Origin of the sequence: Lampropedia puyangensis (assembly GCF_004833285.1) — a bacterium.
Lineage (GTDB): Bacteria > Pseudomonadota > Gammaproteobacteria > Burkholderiales > Burkholderiaceae_C > Lampropedia > Lampropedia puyangensis.
Window position 1 is genome coordinate 43,580 of record NZ_STFG01000010.1, and the last position, 18,477, is coordinate 62,056.

15 protein-coding genes are annotated in these 18,477 nt (G+C 53.4%); 6 read left to right on the forward strand and 9 right to left on the reverse strand.

All coding sequences use genetic code 11. From position 1 onward, the window contains the following. Positions 1-95: 95 nt before the first annotated feature. Positions 96-1,151 (reverse strand): siderophore ABC transporter substrate-binding protein, encoded by a 1,056-nt coding sequence (locus E9531_RS10175; protein ID WP_244610069.1) that lies wholly within the window; start codon positions 1,149-1,151, stop codon positions 96-98. A 541-nt stretch (positions 1,152-1,692) separates the two neighbouring features. Here E9531_RS10175 and E9531_RS10180 point away from each other — a divergent pair. Then, positions 1,693-1,962, forward strand: a complete 270-nt coding sequence (locus E9531_RS10180) for an SWIB/MDM2 domain-containing protein (protein ID WP_136573650.1) — start codon at positions 1,693-1,695, stop codon at positions 1,960-1,962. 138 nt (positions 1,963-2,100) lie between these two features. Here E9531_RS10180 and E9531_RS10185 read toward each other — a convergent pair whose 3' ends face one another. The 4 genes from E9531_RS10185 to E9531_RS10200 form a co-directional block, all read right to left on the reverse strand. Further along, positions 2,101-3,084 carry a quinone oxidoreductase family protein gene (locus tag E9531_RS10185; RefSeq protein ID WP_136573651.1) on the reverse strand — a complete coding sequence of 328 codons (984 nt, stop codon included), beginning with the start codon at positions 3,082-3,084 and terminating at the stop codon, positions 2,101-2,103. Between the two features lie 83 nt (positions 3,085-3,167). Continuing rightward, positions 3,168-3,995 (reverse strand): SDR family oxidoreductase, encoded by an 828-nt coding sequence (locus E9531_RS10190; protein ID WP_136573652.1) that lies wholly within the window; start codon positions 3,993-3,995, stop codon positions 3,168-3,170. A 206-nt stretch (positions 3,996-4,201) separates the two neighbouring features. Continuing rightward, positions 4,202-5,713: a tripartite tricarboxylate transporter permease gene (locus E9531_RS10195; protein ID WP_136573719.1), complete on the reverse strand. Its 1,512-nt coding sequence runs from the start codon at positions 5,711-5,713 to the stop codon at positions 4,202-4,204. A gap of 22 nt (positions 5,714-5,735) precedes the next feature. Then, positions 5,736-6,227 carry a tripartite tricarboxylate transporter TctB family protein gene (locus E9531_RS10200; protein WP_136573653.1) on the reverse strand — a complete coding sequence of 164 codons (492 nt, stop codon included), beginning with the start codon at positions 6,225-6,227 and terminating at the stop codon, positions 5,736-5,738. 650 nt (positions 6,228-6,877) lie between these two features. Between E9531_RS10200 and E9531_RS10205 the strand changes: the two genes are divergently transcribed. Further along, entirely contained in the window at positions 6,878-8,920 is a 2,043-nt protein-coding gene (locus tag E9531_RS10205; RefSeq protein WP_158291759.1) for a GGDEF domain-containing protein, read from the forward strand. A gap of 34 nt (positions 8,921-8,954) precedes the next feature. Here E9531_RS10205 and E9531_RS10210 read toward each other — a convergent pair whose 3' ends face one another. The 4 genes from E9531_RS10210 to E9531_RS17645 form a co-directional block, all read right to left on the reverse strand. Then, positions 8,955-9,860, reverse strand: a complete 906-nt coding sequence (locus E9531_RS10210) for a 2OG-Fe(II) oxygenase (protein WP_136573655.1) — start codon at positions 9,858-9,860, stop codon at positions 8,955-8,957. A 130-nt stretch (positions 9,861-9,990) separates the two neighbouring features. After that, positions 9,991-10,776 (reverse strand): peroxide stress protein YaaA, encoded by a 786-nt coding sequence (gene yaaA / locus E9531_RS10215; RefSeq protein ID WP_136573656.1) that lies wholly within the window; start codon positions 10,774-10,776, stop codon positions 9,991-9,993. A gap of 276 nt (positions 10,777-11,052) precedes the next feature. Further along, positions 11,053-14,169: an Rne/Rng family ribonuclease gene (locus E9531_RS10220; RefSeq protein WP_136573657.1), complete on the reverse strand. Its 3,117-nt coding sequence runs from the start codon at positions 14,167-14,169 to the stop codon at positions 11,053-11,055. A 179-nt stretch (positions 14,170-14,348) separates the two neighbouring features. Further along, complete coding sequence (locus E9531_RS17645; RefSeq protein ID WP_211343414.1) at positions 14,349-14,630, reverse strand: hypothetical protein; 282 nt, start codon at positions 14,628-14,630, stop codon at positions 14,349-14,351. A gap of 340 nt (positions 14,631-14,970) precedes the next feature. On the opposite strand from E9531_RS17645, the gene E9531_RS10230 reads away from it, so the two are divergent. From E9531_RS10230 to E9531_RS10245, 4 genes are all read left to right on the forward strand, one after another. After that, a complete protein-coding gene (locus E9531_RS10230; protein ID WP_136573659.1) occupies positions 14,971-15,969 on the forward strand; it encodes an RluA family pseudouridine synthase in 999 nt (332 codons plus the stop codon). Positions 15,970-16,298: 329 nt separating this feature from the next. Further along, a complete protein-coding gene (gene grxD, locus E9531_RS10235; RefSeq protein WP_136573660.1) occupies positions 16,299-16,616 on the forward strand; it encodes a Grx4 family monothiol glutaredoxin in 318 nt (105 codons plus the stop codon). A gap of 21 nt (positions 16,617-16,637) precedes the next feature. After that, positions 16,638-18,023, forward strand: coding sequence for a guanine deaminase (guaD, locus tag E9531_RS10240; RefSeq protein WP_244610070.1), 1,386 nt, complete (start codon positions 16,638-16,640; stop codon positions 18,021-18,023). Between the two features lie 37 nt (positions 18,024-18,060). Then, positions 18,061-18,462 (forward strand): group II truncated hemoglobin, encoded by a 402-nt coding sequence (locus E9531_RS10245; RefSeq protein ID WP_136573661.1) that lies wholly within the window; start codon positions 18,061-18,063, stop codon positions 18,460-18,462. Positions 18,463-18,477: the final 15 nt, after the last annotated feature.

The window sequence follows — 18,477 nt, forward strand, 5'->3', positions numbered from 1 at the left end:
CTGCGAAAGAAAGGCCTACCAAGAAGTGGCAGACCAAGAAAAATGCGCAGGTCAGTCAGGCCGCACGTTACTGCCCAGCCAGACTCATCAGTGCATCAGTGCACAGCAGGCGTCGCTTTTGAAAACACCTCATGCAGTTGCCGAACATTGTCGCGCAATGCTGTGATACCGGCATTATCTAAGACATACCAGTTCATGGCATTCAAATACACAATCTGGCCCTTTTTCCCAGCATTGGTCGCCTTGATCAGCGCGTTATCGAGCAAGCGCTCAGCTGCTGCACCTTCTCGGCCAATGGCACTGTCACGATCGAGCACCAACAACCAATCAGGGTTGGATTGCAAAATGAACTCAAACGAAATCGATTGACCATGACGCTCATCACCACTGGCAGCCTGCGCGGGTTGAACGCCAAACGCATCAAAAATCACACCCATACGAGAACCTGGGCCATAACTATTAATGCGGCCGCCACTGACCAGCAACAGCATGGCCTTGCCAGCACTAGGCGTGACGGCTTTCAAGGAGTCAATTTCTGCTTGTGTCTGCTCAATCAAAATTTGTGCTTTGTCTTGCTTACCAAACAGCTCGGCAAGCTTGCGTAAATTGGAAAAAACGCTTTCCACCGCATGGCCTTCATCAATGGCCATATCAACAGTAGGGGCCAGCTTCTTTAACTCAGCATATCTTGGCTCGCTGCGACGACCAATAAAAATAACATCAGGCGAGAGTGCTCGGATCGCCTCGTAATTTGGCTCAAAAAGACTGCCTACTTTTGTATACGTATCGCCCTCATACGACTTCAGATGCGAAGGCATTTTGAAGGCCGGAACCCCCACCACTGCATCCACCCCCAATGCTTGCAGCATATCCAGCGTAGCCAGATCAAACACCACCACTTTTTTAGGATTCAAGGGCAGGCTCTCTTCGCCCTTGGCGTGCTTGAAATCAATGCGTCCAGCTTGCGCCATGGCACCTGCTGCAGTGGCAGCTGGTGCCCCTTGTGCGTAGACCTGCTGCCCCACCACACCAGCCATAGCCAACACCGCCGCAGCTACAAAGCCAACAATCCGGCCAACGCCCCGAACCTTTGGCATATGAACTCGATTGCCGCCAAAACGGATAATAGAAAAACCAGTGCGCATAGTCATCCGTAAACTCTCTGATCAGGAAATATAGAAGTGGTGCTGATACCGCTCAAGCGCCTATTGCCGCAGCTGGTATGCAAAGGATTTTGAACTCCAAACACCAATAATGAGAATGATTTTCAGCCCTAATTCTACCCTTTGAAACACGGCATCCATGCGGCCTCCGCGTCCATCACGGCTGCTTTACACAAGCAATGCACTATTGGCCCACTCCATTGCAGCACATCTTGTTGCCCCCTCATGTGATAGGCCCAGCTTTTAAACATACAATCGCGCCATGTTCATCCCGCTTAAACCGATGGACTGGCCGCATCTGGCTCAGCCAAGATACGGCTCCACAGCATATGCAACAGATGTTTACGAAGCAACAGACAGAAATTAGCGCTTCCAAGCTCCGCTACCGTCTTAGCTTCTCTTTTTTTCGATAGCATTGCTGTGTCAGTCTCACTGCGGTGGGACACCAACTACTCAATAGCAACCTCGTTAATGCATTTGCTTTACAGGTCGCATACCATCCGTCAACCATTACCGTAAGGAATTCATCATGGCTACAGCCCAAAAGCGCACACCTAATGCCGCATTCATGAAGCCTCTGAAGCCAAATGCCCAGTTGGCCGCAGTGATTGGCGCCACTCCTGTTCCACGCACTGAAATCGTGAAAAAACTGTGGGACTACATCAAGGCCAACAACCTGCAAGATGCAGCGAACAAGCGCAACATCAATGCTGACGCGAAACTGCGCCCATTGTTCGGTAAAGACCAAATCACCATGTTTGAATTGGCTGGTTTGATCGGCAAAAACGTCGAAAAATAATCCTGCTACGCACAAGCACCGCAAGAATCGCCTGTTTGTGTGAATCGCATAAAAAAGCGCCTTTAAGGCGCTTTTTCTATGGCTATACAGTAGGGAAAGAGAGAGGAACCACTCCTCTTGCTGTGCCAAGGTTGCAAATCAAGGCAGCAAAATCGTTGAACCGATGGTCTGGCGTGCTTCCAACTTTTCATGCGCCAAGCGAACATCATCCAAAGCGAACCGTTGCTCAACATGGCTATTGACAGTGCCATCCGCAACCACTGCAAACAAGTCATCAGCCATTGCTTGCGTACGCTCTCGTGAAGTGGTGTGTGCAAACAAGGTTTGGCGCGTCACGTACAGCGAGCCCTTGGCCGCCAGAACGGCTGGTGCAAACGCAGGCACAGGCCCCGAGGCATTACCAAAGGTGATCATCAGACCAAAAGGCTGCAAGCAGTCAAGCGAACCTTCCCAGGTATCCCTACCCACCGAGTCGTACACCACCTTGACACCTTTGCCTCCGGTGATGTCGCGCACGCGCTGCACAAAATTGTCCTGGCGGTAGTTGATGGCAAAGCTGGCACCATTAGCCAAGGCCAGCGCGCATTTCTCGTCCGATCCGGCAGTCGCTATCAGCTTGAGGCCCAGCAACTTGGCCCATTGGCAGGCAATCAAACCCACGCCACCGGCAGCGGCATGGAACAAGACAAAATCACCGGGCTCTAGGCCTTCAACGGGCTTGCATTTTTTCAGTAAATACTGGGCAGTTAAGCCTTTGAGCATCATCGCAGCGCCTGTTTCGTAGGAAATGGCATCTGGCAGGCGGCAGACATTTTGTGCGGGCATCACGCGCTCTTGGGTGTAGCTGCCCAGTGGGCCGCTGGCGTAGGCCACGCGGTCACCAGCTTGCAAATGTTCAACGCCCGCGCCCACCTCCAGCACTTCGCCTGCGGCTTCCATGCCCAGGTTCAAGGGCAAATCGTTGGGATACAGTCCTGTGCGGTGGTAGACATCAATGAAGTTCACTCCGACTGCATGGTGGCGAATACGCACCTGCCCCGCTTGCACGGCCCCGACTGGCAGATCGACGACCTGCATGACTTCGGGACTCCCAAACTGCTGAATTTGCACGGCCTTGACCATGGCTGAATCTCCTTGTGAGTGGATTTTTTTGAGTGTTGCTGGCCCAATGGCTGCGCACGGCACAGCCATTGGGCCACAGGGATTCAAAACGTGCCGGAATAACCGCCGCCATCAATTAGGCAGTTTTGGCCAGTGATGTACCCCGCTTGCTGGCTGCACAAGAATGCGCAGTAAGCGCCAAACTCATCCGGCAGCCCCAAGCGCCCAGCAGGAACTGCCGCCGCCTGCTTGTTGCGCACCTCCTCCACACTGAGACCGCTTTTCTCCGCTTGCACAGCAAAATTGCCTTTCAAACGATCAGTATCAAATTTCCCTGGCAAGAGATTATTGATCGTGACCCCTTTCGCGGCGATTTCAGAGCGCGCCAAACCAGCCACAAACCCTGTCAACCCACTGCGGGCACCGTTAGACAGTCCCAAAATATCAATGGGCGCCTTTACCGCACTAGAAGTGATGTTGACGATGCGGCCAAAGCCGCGCTCAGCCATGCCGTCAACGACTGTTTTGATAATCTCAATAGGCGTGAGCATATTGGCCTGCAATGCAGCGTGCCATTCCGCATCGCCCCATTGTCGAAAGTCCCCCGGAGGTGGCCCCCCCGCATTATTGACAACAATATCAAATGCAATACCAGGGCCATCCTGCACCGTGAACACCTGCTCGCGCCCCGCTGCTGTAGTGATGTCAGCAGCAACTGCCAGCACACTAGGTGCCTGTGTCTTGCCATGCTCTTGCGCCCAAGTCCGCGCCAACTTCCCCAACTCATCTGCAGCTTTGTTCAAGCGCACACCACCGCGGCCATTAATCACCACATTAACGCCTTCTTGAACCAATGCGCGCGCGCACCCCAAACCCAAACCCGCGCTGGAACCACACACTAACGCCCAGCGGCCTTCAATTCCTAGTTTCATCGTATCTACCTCTTTCATCCATTCAGGGCTTAGCCTGCTGTTGAATTACTGTGCTCTTGCGTTATGGCAACGCTGACACGCGGGACACATTGTGCCTTGCCTTTGTCCTCCATGCTTGCCGGCGCGATACATGCACAGCATGTATCAGTTGCCATAAAAAAGCCGCCTCAAACGAGGCGGCTTGGCAAAGCTATTAGGCGAGGGCTTCAGTCTTCGACAAAAGCCTCTTCACGCTTGCTGCGAATAGATGGCAGCAACACGATCAGCAACAGCACCCCTGCTGCGATCAACAGGCCCGCAGAGATCGGACGGTTGACCAGCACGGCCCAATCGCCACGCGAGAGCAACAAGGCACGGCGCAGATACTCCTCCATCATCGGACCCAAGATGAAACCAAGCAGCAAAGGCGCGGGCTCAACAGCCAATTTATGGAACACATAGCCAATGAACCCGAAAATCCCCACAAGCCAGATATCGAACGCATTGTTGTTGGTGGTGTACACGCCCAGAGCACAGAACAGCACAATCGAGGGGAACAACCAGTTGTAAGGCACGGTCAGCAACTTGATCCAGATACCAATCATGGGCAGGTTCAAGATAATCAACATGGCATTGCCAATCCACATGGAAGCAATCAGCCCCCAGAACAACTCAGGGTTGTTGGTCATCACCTCTGGGCCTGGCTGGATGTTGTGAATCGTCATCGCGCCCACCATCAAGGCCATCACGGCATTAGGCGGAATACCCAATGTCAGCAGTGGAATGAAAGAAGTCTGAGAGCCTGCGTTGTTGGCAGATTCAGGCGCAGCCACACCACGGATATTGCCTTGACCGAATGGCACTTCACCAGGCTTGAGGCGTGTTTTCTTCTCAAGGGTATACGATGCAAAAGAAGACAGCAACGCACCACCACCAGGCAAGATGCCCAGTACAGAGCCCAAGAGCGTACCGCGGAAAATAGCAGGTGCCATCAGCTTGAAATCTTCTTTCGTGGGCATCAAACCTGTCACTTTCGTGGTCATGATGTCGCGGTTCTCTGGAGGGCGTGCCAAGTTGGCAATAATCTCGCCGTAACCGAACACCCCCATGGCGATTACCACGAAGTCAATACCGTCAGTCAGTTCAGGAATATCCAAAGCGTAACGGGCCACGCCTGAGTTGATATCCGTACCAATCATGCCCAAGAGCAAGCCCAGCACAATCATCGAAATCGCTTTGAGCAATGAGCCCGAAGCCAGCACCACCGCACCGATCAAGCCCAACACCATCAGCGAGAAGTATTCGGCTGGACCGAACATGAAGGCAACTGCTGTCAATGGCACCGCAAAAGCGGCAATCACTAATGTACCGAAACAACCTGCAATGAACGAGCCGATACCAGCAGCGGCCAGCGCAGGCCCCGCGCGCCCCTTCTTGGCCATCTGGTGACCGTCAATCACCGTCACCACAGAGGCTGATTCACCGGGCAAGTTCACCAAAATCGCAGTGGTCGAGCCACCATATTGTGCGCCGTAATAAATACCGGCCAACATAATCAACGCCGACACCGGCTCCAATCCGTAAGTGATTGGCAGCAGCATCGCAATCGTGGGCACAGGGCCCAGGCCAGGCAGCACACCGATTAAAGTACCAAGCAAACAGCCAATAAACGCATACAACAGGTTTGTTCCTGTGAACGCAACGCTGAAACCCAGCGCCAAATGGTCCAACATTTCCATCATGATTTACTCTCCGCTGTGTTTATCCAATGAAACTGGGCCACACAGGCAGCACCAAATTCAAGCTTTTGATAAAGACCAAATAGCTACCTATAGCCAACACAGCGCCAAGAACCACACTGGACTTGAACGACGCGTTATAGCCAGCACGGCTGGCAATCACAGTCAGCACGAAAATGGCCACAATCAAACCAAAGGATGGAATACCTAAAGAAGGCAGGCCCACCAACAAAATCCCGAAGGCAAAGTTGGCTGCCAAGATATAAAACAGTGGCTTCCAAGCCCACTTGCCTACGGGGTCACCATCGGGAGGACCATTTCTGCGCAAGATGGACCCGAGGACAATGCCACCTCCCAAAACGGCTAGCAAAATGCCCAAGATCATGGGAAAGTAGCCTCGCCCCATACGGGCGGCAGTGCCAACCGTGTAATTGGTTGCCCCAACTGCAAAGGTCACCCCAATGGCGGCAAACATCAAACCGGCAAAAAAATCTTTTTGACTTTTTATGAGCATGCGCAGAACTCCTAAAAAACGCGCTGTGACTCGACAACAGGCCACATCCATTGAATGCAACACGGCACTCCATTTCTGCAACCTAACCTGATAACGGCGAAATTCTCCTGCGCAGCACGTTTTGTCATTACAAGGAAACCCCTAATGCATTCTGTTTTGTTGCTCTTTTTTATTTGATTTGCGATACAGACTGACTTAAAGCTGACTAAATACTGACTATTTCCTGACCAATTGTTGACGCATACAAGCTCATACATGCTGCGCGCACTCACAAACAGCACCGACGATGCGCCGCGACCACATGTAAAAAAACAAGCAGAACTTCCCTAATAGGGTTGGCACGACTCGTCTAATAGGCACAGCATTCCTATCATGAGCAACTCGCTCCCCTAGCCATGCACCACCATGCGACTAGATGGCCTAGCAGCAAGTTGGAGGGGCTGCAGCCCTCCTCACGCACCTAAGAACGCCTTAGGTTTCTCTCATCTTTGCCCACCATTGATCGAGTGACCACCTTCTCAGAACCAACAACTAACAGCCACTGGTTCAATCGAAGACCAAGCTTTGGTATGTGCCTGAGCGCGGCACTTGCCGCAGGCCTAGTCGCAGCAGGTCTGCTAGGAGTGACGCAGACCCAAAAAAGTAAAACGATGGACTCACAAAGCGAGGCCATGGCACAGTCGCACGTGGCGCTAGCGTCTCAAAGTGCGCAGTGGCTTAGCCTATCCCTCAACGAAAAGCAAAGCCTACTTGACGCTTTTGCCAGCACACTAGTCCACGTCGATCTCAATGATGCGATCGACGTCAAAGCATGGCTCAATGCCTATGCCGCGCCATTGACCAAAAGCTTCGCGCAAACCTGGCTGGTCGCCCCTGACAGCCAGACAGGTTCACTCCTCAACAGCGACTTGCACACATCTCCACTACGCGCCAGACTGCTGAGCGCAGGACAAACGACGCAAGCACAAATCCTGCCAAGCACGCTTACGCGCACATTGGCATCGCATATACAAGCCAAACAAACCTCCAGTTTCGATGCCATCGAAGCAAACCTGCCAGCACAAGCGCAGGTGCTACACACCAGTTTGGTACTAAACACACAAGGGGCACCCATTGCGGCACTCCTAGGTGTCCTTCCGCTCTCAAGCTACCTGCCACAAGTACAGATAGAGCAGCTGCAAATATGGCCCCAAAAAAATGCCTCTGAAGCACGCCCCCGATTAGAAGGCCTATTTCTGATCAACGGAGAAAACCGCGTCATCGCCAGTGCAGGCACAACCTCTGACGCGGATGTGGCAGTTTCTCGTTCGCTCACCTCAATAGAAAACCAAGAAACGCCACAAAAAAATACGTCGAGCATTGCACTAACGCAGCAAACAGTTCCTGGAACACCATGGCGTGTGGGTATCGCCACATGGTCTGCGCCTGCTTTACGCACATCACCGGAGCATCAACTGATTGAATGGTTTAAAAGCCAAACACCATGGCTACTGACAGTGGTGGTATTAATCGCTATCGGATTCGTTCTTTTTTGGCGCTTCTTTACTGAATCCAAGTTACCACTGCGCTTGTCACGCCCAGAAACGCAAGCATGGCGCCAACATCAACTACCGTGGTATCAGGCCATTCTCAGCCGCGCCTCAATACCAGCACCACTCAGCCACATGCAGAACGAGTTAGCGCCTGAAAAAAAACTCACGAACCCGTGGATCGATCCAACGAAGCCTTCCCGTGCGCACACTCACTTTGTAGACACCAACCATCTACACGCCAGCAACCAATGCATGGTGCTCGTTCGCTATGGCCGTATCAAAACCATTAGCCGTGGCGCAGCGCGCTTTTTAAGAATGGACGCAGACTGCACAAATCGTCCACATTTGCGCCAACGTTTGGTGGCGCCTCATGACTACGAACGCCTGCGTGTACTACTGCACAACGCATTGCAACACAATCCATCATTCACGTTCACCACGTTCATACGCGATCCACAAGGGCAACACCATTCCCTTTGGGTGCAAGCTTTTGCGGTCTGCAGTCCGACCTCTCAGCGCAGCAGCAGCCATTGCATTCTTTTCTTTCAAACTGTTCAGAATGCGCTTGAGCCCTTCACTCCCATGCACATTGCAGGCAATCTTGCACGGGAAATCAATCCCATCACAGCCCTACCCCAGTTCAACATATGGCGAAGTCAACTGGCGCACTGGCTGAATCACGGCAAACCCAAAAAACGACTCGAAACCAGCATTAGCAAACCCGCACAGGACACGACAGCAGGCTTTGTGTTCTATATCACTATCGATGGATTTTCTGTGCTCGTCAGTGAAGGGGGCCAGGCTTTCGGCAACGAAGCTTTACGCTATGTTGCCAATACATTGACGCATGTCTTGGCCATGCAAGAAGCAACCAGTCTGGTTGGGCATGGACAACAAGATCATTTCGCCCTGGCCTGCTTCAACATACAAGAAGCCCAAGCCCATGCACTGGCATCTCAATTACAACAAGCCATTTCCTCGCTGCACGCGAGCTACCAAGGCATACCCATGGCGTTAAGCATTAGCCAGGGAATTGCGCCCCTGCCGTCTCACATTGAGCAATTGGATGCACAACTGCATGCGGCCGATCTGGCTTGCTTTGATGCTGCAGCAAAAGGAATCACGGGCATCAGCATGGCGCAGTCACTTCAAGAGATTTGACCTGCAAGCAGCGACAACCATTGCCAGCAAAGAGTCAATGGAAGGCGCGTTCACGCAACCATTTGGTCGCAACCCACTTTTGGCCTTCCACCACAGGAGCGCCGCCATGCAATGAGAGTGTGCTGGGATGCGGTTTATCAAAGCTGAAAAATACCGCCGTTCCCTGTTGCGCAGCAATTTCCAAGCCGGCATTCGGAAATGTTGTCCCCCCACCGGAAACTGGTGTATTCAAATACAAAAGAAGTGTCCCGACTCGCTGCCCTCCACGACGCAGCAACGCGGAGGTGCTAGGTAGCCCTGGCTCAAAATAGTCGTAATGCGGCTTGTATTCCGCTTTGGGGCCATAGTGCAGCACCTGCAGTCCTTCTCCATTCTCTACAGGCCACCCCAGCAAATGCGCAATGCGCTGCTCTAATGCTGCAATTACAGGATGCTCACCTCGCTCAAAAAACATGCCTTCACTGGTGCGATCGTCATTGAGTTCATCTCCCCCTTCCTCGCTTTGGCTATCCACGGTGAGTGATCGCTGCATACGCGGCTTGGCCAGTTCAATCATGAGCTCGCACTCTTGAGGGGTCAACAATCCTTCTAAAACCACCACTCGTGGCAGCTTCAAATGCATCACCACTTTGACGTTACGGTCCCCTGCATCCAAAAAACTTGGGGAGCCAGACAAAGCCAAGTCAGGGACAGGGACGGACTCAGGTTCATCACTCTTGGCGATAGCTGGCATATTCTCGAACTGCTCAGGCTTATTGCGCTGAAGATGCTCAGTCAACACAGCCTCCAGCGCAGCCAAGGCCACGTCTTCAGTCCACCCCGCATCCAGCATAGCTTGCAATACTTTGGGAGCGGAAACACCGGCTTGCGCCTGGTCAACGATCCATTGACGCAACTCTGGGGTGACCGAAGCCAAATGGGGGTTAGAAGAAAATGGCATGACGACAACTCCTCAATGGACTAGCTATTCGGGCCAGGTTGAACGGCAAGAAAGGCTTATGCGTACATTTGGCTTGAAGGGGCCCTTGTCAGATGCAGCGCCACATAGACACCTGCTCAACAACGACGGTTCAAACCCTGTCAGACTCTTTTCGTTTGAAAACCAGTTGATCGGCAGTCGATGCCTGCTCATCAAAACGATAACCTTCGCTGCTAAAACCCAGCAGCGCATCAGGGTGCTCAATACGCTGCTCTATCGCAAAACGAGCCATCAAGCCGCGCGCACGCTTAGCCAAGAAACTGATGATTTTGTACTGGCCTGCTTTTTCATCTTGAAAAACGCACTCAATCACGCGCGCTTTCAAGCGTTTGGTATCGACTGCCTTGAAATACTCGTTAGAAGCGAGATTCACAATCACCGGTGCCGCCTGTGCTTGCAGACGCTGCAGCAAGTAGGCACTTAAAGGCTCACGCCAATACTGGTAAAGATTTTCCGCTTTACCAACCGGAAACCGGGTTCCCATCTCCAAACGATAAGGCTGCAACAGATCCAAAGGTCGCAGCGCTCCATACAAGCCACTCAGAATCACCAGATGATGCTGCGCCCAATCCAGAGCGACATCGTCCAGCGTACCGGCTTGCAAGCCTTCGTACACATCGCCATTAAAAGCCATCACTGCTTGGCGTGAATTATCTGGCGTGAAGCGCGGACTCCATGCATGGTTGCGCTCCACATTCAAGGTGGCGAGCTTGTCGCTGATCCCCATCAGGGCAGCCAATTGTGATGGTGTTTGTTGCTTGAGCGCTTGCATCAGTACATGCGCCTGCTCGATAAAAGCAGGCTCTGTAGAAGCAAGAGAAGGATCAATCGGTGTCTCGTAATCCAGTGACTTGGCTGGAGAAAGCAAAAACAACATAACAGCTCCAACAATTCAAACGGCACGCGAAAAGAAATGGCCACCTCAGTACGCCGCCATTCATACACACAATAACCAATTGCGGCACGTCAAGCTCAATGGTGGCATCACAACAATGCGCCATGGGTTCAAGCCCGAAAGCAGGAAATGTGTTGCCACATTCACTCAAGCACTAATCCACAAATTTCACTTATTGATGCCGATAGAACACCTGCAATGATGTTAAATCGGCATCAAGCTTCAATAGTAAAGGCCAAAGCAGGCCTTTCTGCGCCATCACCCCTGCTTTGGCAGATCAAAAGGAAACTGCTGTGTACGCAAATCTTGACGCGTTTCAACCAGTTTCAGCGGCTTGTCATCGAGAACCACCACGGCAGGCCTCTCGCGCGGAACATGTACCGGCTTGGGCTGCGCTGCCATTTCTGCTTGTGCTTGAGCCACTTTCTGTGCATCAGAATGTACCCACTGCAATCCAGCTGCAGCCACTACAGAAGAGAGCTCAGGCACATTCAACACAAAGCTCTTGTGCACATGCTCAACAGAAATTGCTTGCACCTCAGTAGCGTGCACTTCTGCTGCCTCGGCGGCTACACCGCTTGCTTCAGTTGACTCAACACGATGACTTGCTACACCCTGCACTGGCTGCACAACAGGTGCTTGCGACACTGGTTGAGAGATGCTCTCGGCAGCACCCTCCTCTGCGCTGTGCACTGAAGTGGACACGTCACTCGTCGCTGCGCTATCGCTTTGATCGGCAGCGCGATCAAAGTAGCTGCGGCGGCGCGGCTGCTGTGATTGTGCGTCTACAGCCAAAGTCGCATCTGGCACCCCATCGACCTCCGTCGAGGGGACTTCAGGCGCTTTTGCATCCTCTTGCCCTTCAACGGTCTCATTCTCACGGTCTTGGCGACGACGATCACGGCCATAACGATCACGAGAGCGGCGTTCGCGGCGCTCTTCACGCTCGGCACCACCCGCTACGGCATCACTGGAAGGCAATGCAGTATCGACTGCTGCGGGTGCAACCACCTGCTCTTCTGGCTGCGTCGACTGGTCAAAGTCAGATGCACCAACGAAACGCTCATCGCGCTGATTGCGCTGCCCCTCTCTGGCTTCGCCCTGGTTGCGCCGCGGATTACGACCACGACCGGAACGCTGCCCATCACGCTCTTGCTGCTCTGCAGATACCGCATTCTGCGCCTGCGCATCCTGCACGCCCCCATTGGCCAACGCTACATCTACCTCTGACGATGCAACGTTCTGACGCGTGCGTCGGTCTTGCCGCTCTGCACGCTCACCTTCAGGTCGCTCTTGGCGCTCTGCACGAGGCGAGCGTGCCTGACGTGGCTCACGCTCGGCGCGCTCCTGGCGCTGCTGCTCAGATTTTTGCTCACTGCGTTCTGAACGCTCAGCACGGTCTCCCCGCGATGGGTTGCGCTCTGTTGAACGATCACCGCCACGCTCATTGCGCTCGCCTCGTTCTGCGCGGTTGCCGCGCTCTTGGCGTTCGCCGCGCTCCCCATCGGCGCCCTCAGCACGGCCAGTGGACTTGCCTGCGCCATTGCGGCCACGCCCGCGCCCGTCCTGACGCCGTTCAGACTGGCCAGCGCCAGTACGCTTGCGCTCGTTGCCTTGTGCGGTCTTGCCCTTCTCGGCTGACTCTTGCGCTTGAGGTGTAGCCGTTGCCGCCGCAGAGCCACCAAAGAAACGATTCCAGATGCGATCCAACCAACCCCATGCTTTAGAAGCTATCGGCGCGACTGGCTCAGGCGCCTTGGCAACCACTGGCGGAGGTGCATCATGCACAACGCCTTTGATGCGCGGCGTCTGGCGATTGGTAGGCTCTTTGGAGCGCCGTGCCGTCGCCAGCGGATCTTCGATGTCTTCTGCCAGCTTGTAGCTTGCAGCAGGATCATCCAGACGGGTGTCGTCGGACTTGAGCCGCTCCATCCTGTAATTAGGCGTCTCCAGCATCTTGTTGGCCACAATCTGCACATTCACACGCTGCTGGATTTCAATCTTGGTGACTTCTGCACGCTTTTCATTGAGCAGGAAGCTGGCCACTTCCACGGGAACTTGGCAATGCACTGCCGCTGTTCCGTCCTTCATGGACTCTTCTTGAATCACACGCAAAATTTGCAAGGCTGAACTTTCGATGTCGCGCACATGGCCAGTGCCGCCGCAGCGTGGGCATGGGATCGACGCCCCTTCAGACAAGGCCGGTTTGAGGCGCTGGCGGCTCATCTCCAACAAGCCGAACTTGCTGATCGAGCCGAACTGCACACGGGCACGGTCTTGGCGCAATGCATCGCGCAAGCGGTTTTCCACTTCGCGGCGGTTTTTCGCCTCTTCCATGTCGATGAAATCGATCACCACCAAACCACCCAAATCGCGTAAACGCAATTGGCGCGCCACTTCGTCAGCAGCTTCCAGGTTGGTGCGGGTCGCTGTTTCTTCGATGTCACCCCCCTTGATCGCGCGCGCCGAGTTCACGTCAACGGCCACCAGGGCTTCAGTTTGGTCAATCACAATCGCACCGCCAGAAGGCAGTTGCACCGTGCGGGCGTAAGCCGATTCAATCTGGTGCTCAATCTGGAAACGCGAGAACAGGGCCGCTGGATCGCGGTAGCGTTTCACACGTGATGCGTTTTCTGGCATCACATAGGACATGAACTGTGCGGCTTGGTCGTAGATCGCATCGGTGTCGATCAGGATCTCGCCAATATCGCTGTTGAAGTAGTCACGAATGGCACGAATCACCAGATTCGATTCGTGATAAATCAGGAAGGCGCCTTTGCTGGCAGCTGCCTCATCAATGGCACTCCATAGCTTGAGCAGGTAGTTCAAATCCCACTGCAGCTCTTCTGCGGTGCGACCGATCCCTGCTGTGCGGGCGATGATGGACATCCCTTTTGGGTACTCCAATTTGTCCATTGCCTCTTTGAGTTCGCTGCGGTCATTGCCTTCGATCCGGCGCGACACACCACCACCACGGGGATTGTTGGGCATCAACACCACATAACGCCCAGCCAAGCTGATGAATGTGGTCAGTGCAGCGCCCTTATTGCCACGCTCTTCTTTCTCGACCTGCACCAGCAGCTCTTGACCTTCGTGAATCGCTTCGTTGATTTTGGCTTGGCTAACCGAAATGCCTTCAGCGAAATACTGACGCGAAATTTCCTTGAATGGTAAAAAGCCATGGCGCTCTTCGCCGTAATCGACAAAGCAGGCCTCCAAACTCGGCTCAATACGGGTGACAACGGCTTTATAAATATTGCCTTTGCGTTGCTCGCGCCCTTCAATCTCGATCTCGTAATCGAGTAATTTCTGCCCATCAACGATGGCTAAACGACGCTCTTCTGCCTGCGTGGCATTGATCAACATCCGCTTCATGGATGCATTCCTTTATTCGATTGGTCAGGTGCATAAAGCAAGCCTCACTTGCATCAGCAATACACCAAACCAGGTGTTCAAACGTTGGCAGACTCTTTCAATCTGCCTCTGGCGCCTTTGCTGGCACTGAACATCAATCGACCAAGGAAACAGTAATACCTACCACGCACACACTGCACTTACCGTGTCAGCCTTTCGGGTGGAGGCAATACCAAGATAGAAGCGACAGCAGAATACATCTGACGCAACACAGGCTTTCTCCTGCGCGCTGCCAACCACTGCTCAACCTCTTGTTGAATGGCGTGCCAACCTGCAGTGCGGCAAGCGCACTGACGCGTTTGCTCGAGCACCAGCCCGAGCAACAGCAAGGTTAACAATACAAGCATCAACATAGGATCGCTCAACAACAAAAAGCAGCGCGCCGCCAGCACCTGTGCTGTTGGGCTATTGTCGTGGTGCATTGAGCACACACTGCAACTGCTTCTTTTAAAAATTCCAATCGATTATTTGTTCAATGCCATCTATTGGCACTGCTGCATCCAAGTTGTTATCGGCTTATGGCAAGCAGCAGAACCAATCTGGCTCATTTGCCCTATATATGGCCCCGCAAAGAGAAAGGCGATCCTTTGGCGCTGTGAAATTGGCCGAAATAGCCTGCAGCTATGCTTTGCGTGACGACAATCCCTCTAATGCACTACACTCGCAGCGCTTCAAAGGCCGTCATCAACCTTTCATATAGGCGGGCCAATTATAGAGGCCAAATACATGATTACGCACGCGGCCTGACACTCTTTATCAAAAATGGCACCCCCAACTCCAAAGCCGTCGGCACCTCAAGTTCAGTTTCTCACCGTGCAAGAAGAGTGGGCTGGGCAGCGGCTCGACAATTTTTTATTCCGCACAGTCAAAGGGGTTCCTAAAACCCATATTTATCGCCTCATCCGAAGTGGGCAAGTGCGCATCAACAAAGGGCGTGCGCAAGCAGACTCCCGCCTAGCTGAGGGCGACGTCATTCGCGTGCCACCAGTGCGCCATGCGGATGAAGCAAAAACCGCAACGTCTGCACCACAAGCGCCAGCAAAAAGTTTCCCGATTTTGTTTGAGGATGATTGGCTGCTGGCCATCAACAAGCCTGCAGGCGTAGCCGTACATGGAGGCAGCGGTGTCAGCTTTGGCGTTATTGAGCAATTGCGTGCAGCCAGACCAGAAGCACGCTTTCTTGAGTTGGTCCATCGCCTAGACCGCGAAACCTCCGGCATCTTGTTAATCGCCAAAAAGCGCAGCGCCTTGACCCATGTGCAAAACCAATTTCGAGAACGCAGCACTGGAAAAACCTACTTGAGTTTGGTCAAAGGCCTATGGCCAGCCAATCTGAAGGTGATTGATACCCCTTTGCGCAAATACTTGCTTGCTGATGGTGAGCGGCGCGTGCGACCAACAAACAAGGACGACGCAGAAGGCATGCGCGCACTCTCGCTCGTGCAAGTACGCCAAACCTTTGCGGCCGTCCCGCAACACGGCTTGCCTGCAACCAGCCTGATTGAAGTCACCATCAAAACGGGGCGTACGCATCAGATTCGCGTTCACACAGCCAACAGTGGTCACCCAATTGCAGGCGATGACAAGTACGGCGATTTCGACTGGAACAAAAGATTAGCCAAACACGGCCTGGGCCGCATGTTCCTGCACGCATGGCGCCTGCGTTTTACACATCCCAACAACGGCCAATCGATTGAATTATTGTGCGAGCCCGGCAATGATTTATTCAATCCAGTTGATACACCTAGAACTGCGAACTAACTATCCGAGTCAGTCACAGGAGCTAATTCTCTTGTGCCACGCAAGCGTAACCGTAGAACCTGTTAATGACCTCCACACAGTCACGCAAGACTTTAAAAAAAAGAGGCAATGGAAGACGCCTGTTGCAGCACATACACCTTTGTGCGCAAAACGGGCAACGCCGCAATGCACTTTTTGAGGCCTTACCCTTTGGACTCCAGCGCGTTCTGCGTGACAGATCGTGAACACGTTCCTAGGGTTTCACCGCAGTTTCGCTGCAGCAACCTGAAGAATTTGACACAATCACGCTTAATCAAACGTATTACCCAAGACAAACAGGATTACTTCCCATGAGCGACGTTCAACAACGCATTGACCAATTGGTTAAATCCAACCCTATCGTTCTATTTATGAAGGGCTCGGCCAGTTTCCCGATGTGCGGTTTTTCCGGCCGTGCCACCCAAATTCTGAAAGCCTCAGGCGTTGATCTCAAAACACTGACCACAGTGAATGTTTTGGACGACGCCGAGATTCGCCAAGGCATTAAAGACTACAGCCAATGGCCCACTATTCCGCAGCTCTATATCAATGGCGAGTTCATTGGTGGCTCAGACATCATGATGGAGATGTACGAGTCTGGTGAATTGCAAAAGCTGTTGGCGGCGTAAGACCCACACGCCAAGTCCGCTTTGGCACAAGCATCTTTGACACCGCATAAGCCGCACGGCGCACCCCGTCTTCAAGGGTATCGTGCGGCTTTGCTGCGTTTTGACAGCCAAGGCCAGCCACTGTTTGACAGCGATGGACTGCTCATTGTGGAGACTGCACTAGCACACGCCGCATCCAGCACAACAAAGGCAACGTCCTCGCGCCCAGGGCTGATTGTTGCGGCAGGCTCCTATTCAGCTTTACACCGCCAGTATGCAGAGGTCCCAACCACGCACTGGCCAAGGCACATCATTGCACCCGGCTTCATAGACCTGCATGTGCACTACCCGCAAACAGACATCATTGGTGCGCCAGCTGACGGATTGCTGCCTTGGCTGGAGCAATACACCTTTCCTGCTGAAACCCATTTCTCAAGTGACTCGCATGCACAGGAAGTCGCCGTTTTTTTCCTGCAAGAGTTGCTGCGCAATGGGGTAACGACTGCTTTGGTGTTTGCCTCCTCCCACCCTGAATCGGTCAATGCCCTCTTTACTCAAGCCCAGCAGCAGCATTTGCGGTTGATCACCGGTAAAGTCCTGCAAGATCGAAACAGCCCTGAAGGGGTGCGCGACGATACAGAACAAAGCCTATTAGACACAGAGCAACTCATTCACCGTTGGCACCAGCATGAGAGGCTCGGATACGCCATCACTCCGCGCTTTGCGCCTACCAGTAGCCACCAGCAACTCTATGGCGCTGGCGAGCTTGCGCTGCAGTATCCAGATACCTGGATTCAAAGCCATGTGGCAGAAAATCTCGATGAGCTGCGTTGGGTCAAGACACTGTATCCGCAAGCACGCTCCTACCTCGATGTCTACCGCCAAGCGGGCCTATTGCGTCCACGCGCCATTTATGCACATTGCATTCACCTAGACGATGCGGACAGGAGATTGATGCACGACACGCACACCGCCGCAGCCGTCAGCCCCACCAGCAATTTGTTTTTAGGCAGTGGTTTTTTTGATTTTGCTGCCGCCAAACACACCGGCATGCCGTGGGCCTTGGCCAGTGATGTGGGAGCTGGCACCAGTTTTTGCCCACTGCAAACGATGCTGGCTGCCTACTATGTGGGACGAGAAGGCCAAACGAAAGAAGGCCTCTCTTTAGCGCCCTCCACACTTTGGTGGCACCACACTGGGGCTGGGGCTGCTGCTCTCGGTTTGCACAATCACATAGGCAATCTGCAGCCAGGCCTTGAGGCTGATTTTGTTGTACTCGACCCTCACGCGAGCCCATTACTGTCACGCCGCAGTCAGCAAGCCAATACTTTGCAAGAGCAATTGTTTGCCCTGATCGTGCTGGGTGACCAACGCGCTATTGCCCACACCCACATTGCTCCGCGCATTGCCCTTTCGAATGCACTTTAGGTCAGTTGCCCAACCGTCCAATCTCTATCACCAAACCATGCAAACTATTGAAGAGCCGACACCACATGCCACGCCATTTGAATGGATTGGCAAAGAAGAGCGCGTACGCGCGTTGGTTGACCGCTTTTATGACTTGATGGATCTGGAGCCCGCCTACCAAGCATTGCGTGCCGCCCACGGCAGCACACTAGACGATGCACGTAACAAACTATTTTGGTTCCTGTGTGGCTGGCTTGGTGGCCCAGATTATTTTGTGGAGCGGTTTGGCCACCCACGACTACGCATGCGCCATATGCCGTTCTCGATTGGTATTCGCGAACGAGATGAATGGGTTGCCTGCATGATTCAGGCGATGCAGGAAACGGATGTTCCGCCCGCCCTACAAGAAAAACTGGCCCACAGCTTCATGCAGACAGCAGACTGGATGCGCAATCGCTAGTGCACACACGCCTCC

What these genes read in the sequence shown, in the direction of transcription:
- E9531_RS10175 (WP_244610069.1), bottom strand. Translation starts at nt 1,151, where the DNA reads ATGACTATGCGCACTGGTTTTTCTATTATCCGTTTTGGCGGCAATCGA.
- E9531_RS10180 (WP_136573650.1), top strand. Translation starts at nt 1,693, where the DNA reads ATGGCTACAGCCCAAAAGCGCACACCTAATGCCGCATTCATGAAGCCT.
- E9531_RS10185 (WP_136573651.1), bottom strand. Translation starts at nt 3,084, where the DNA reads ATGGTCAAGGCCGTGCAAATTCAGCAGTTTGGGAGTCCCGAAGTCATG.
- E9531_RS10190 (WP_136573652.1), bottom strand. Translation starts at nt 3,995, where the DNA reads ATGAAACTAGGAATTGAAGGCCGCTGGGCGTTAGTGTGTGGTTCCAGC.
- E9531_RS10195 (WP_136573719.1), bottom strand. Translation starts at nt 5,713, where the DNA reads ATGGAAATGTTGGACCATTTGGCGCTGGGTTTCAGCGTTGCGTTCACA.
- E9531_RS10200 (WP_136573653.1), bottom strand. Translation starts at nt 6,227, where the DNA reads ATGCTCATAAAAAGTCAAAAAGATTTTTTTGCCGGTTTGATGTTTGCC.
- E9531_RS10205 (WP_158291759.1), top strand. Translation starts at nt 6,878, where the DNA reads ATGGACTCACAAAGCGAGGCCATGGCACAGTCGCACGTGGCGCTAGCG.
- E9531_RS10210 (WP_136573655.1), bottom strand. Translation starts at nt 9,860, where the DNA reads ATGCCATTTTCTTCTAACCCCCATTTGGCTTCGGTCACCCCAGAGTTG.
- yaaA (WP_136573656.1), bottom strand. Translation starts at nt 10,776, where the DNA reads ATGTTGTTTTTGCTTTCTCCAGCCAAGTCACTGGATTACGAGACACCG.
- E9531_RS10220 (WP_136573657.1), bottom strand. Translation starts at nt 14,169, where the DNA reads ATGAAGCGGATGTTGATCAATGCCACGCAGGCAGAAGAGCGTCGTTTA.
- E9531_RS17645 (WP_211343414.1), bottom strand. Translation starts at nt 14,630, where the DNA reads ATGCACCACGACAATAGCCCAACAGCACAGGTGCTGGCGGCGCGCTGC.
- E9531_RS10230 (WP_136573659.1), top strand. Translation starts at nt 14,971, where the DNA reads ATGGCACCCCCAACTCCAAAGCCGTCGGCACCTCAAGTTCAGTTTCTC.
- grxD (WP_136573660.1), top strand. Translation starts at nt 16,299, where the DNA reads ATGAGCGACGTTCAACAACGCATTGACCAATTGGTTAAATCCAACCCT.
- E9531_RS10245 (WP_136573661.1), top strand. Translation starts at nt 18,061, where the DNA reads ATGCAAACTATTGAAGAGCCGACACCACATGCCACGCCATTTGAATGG.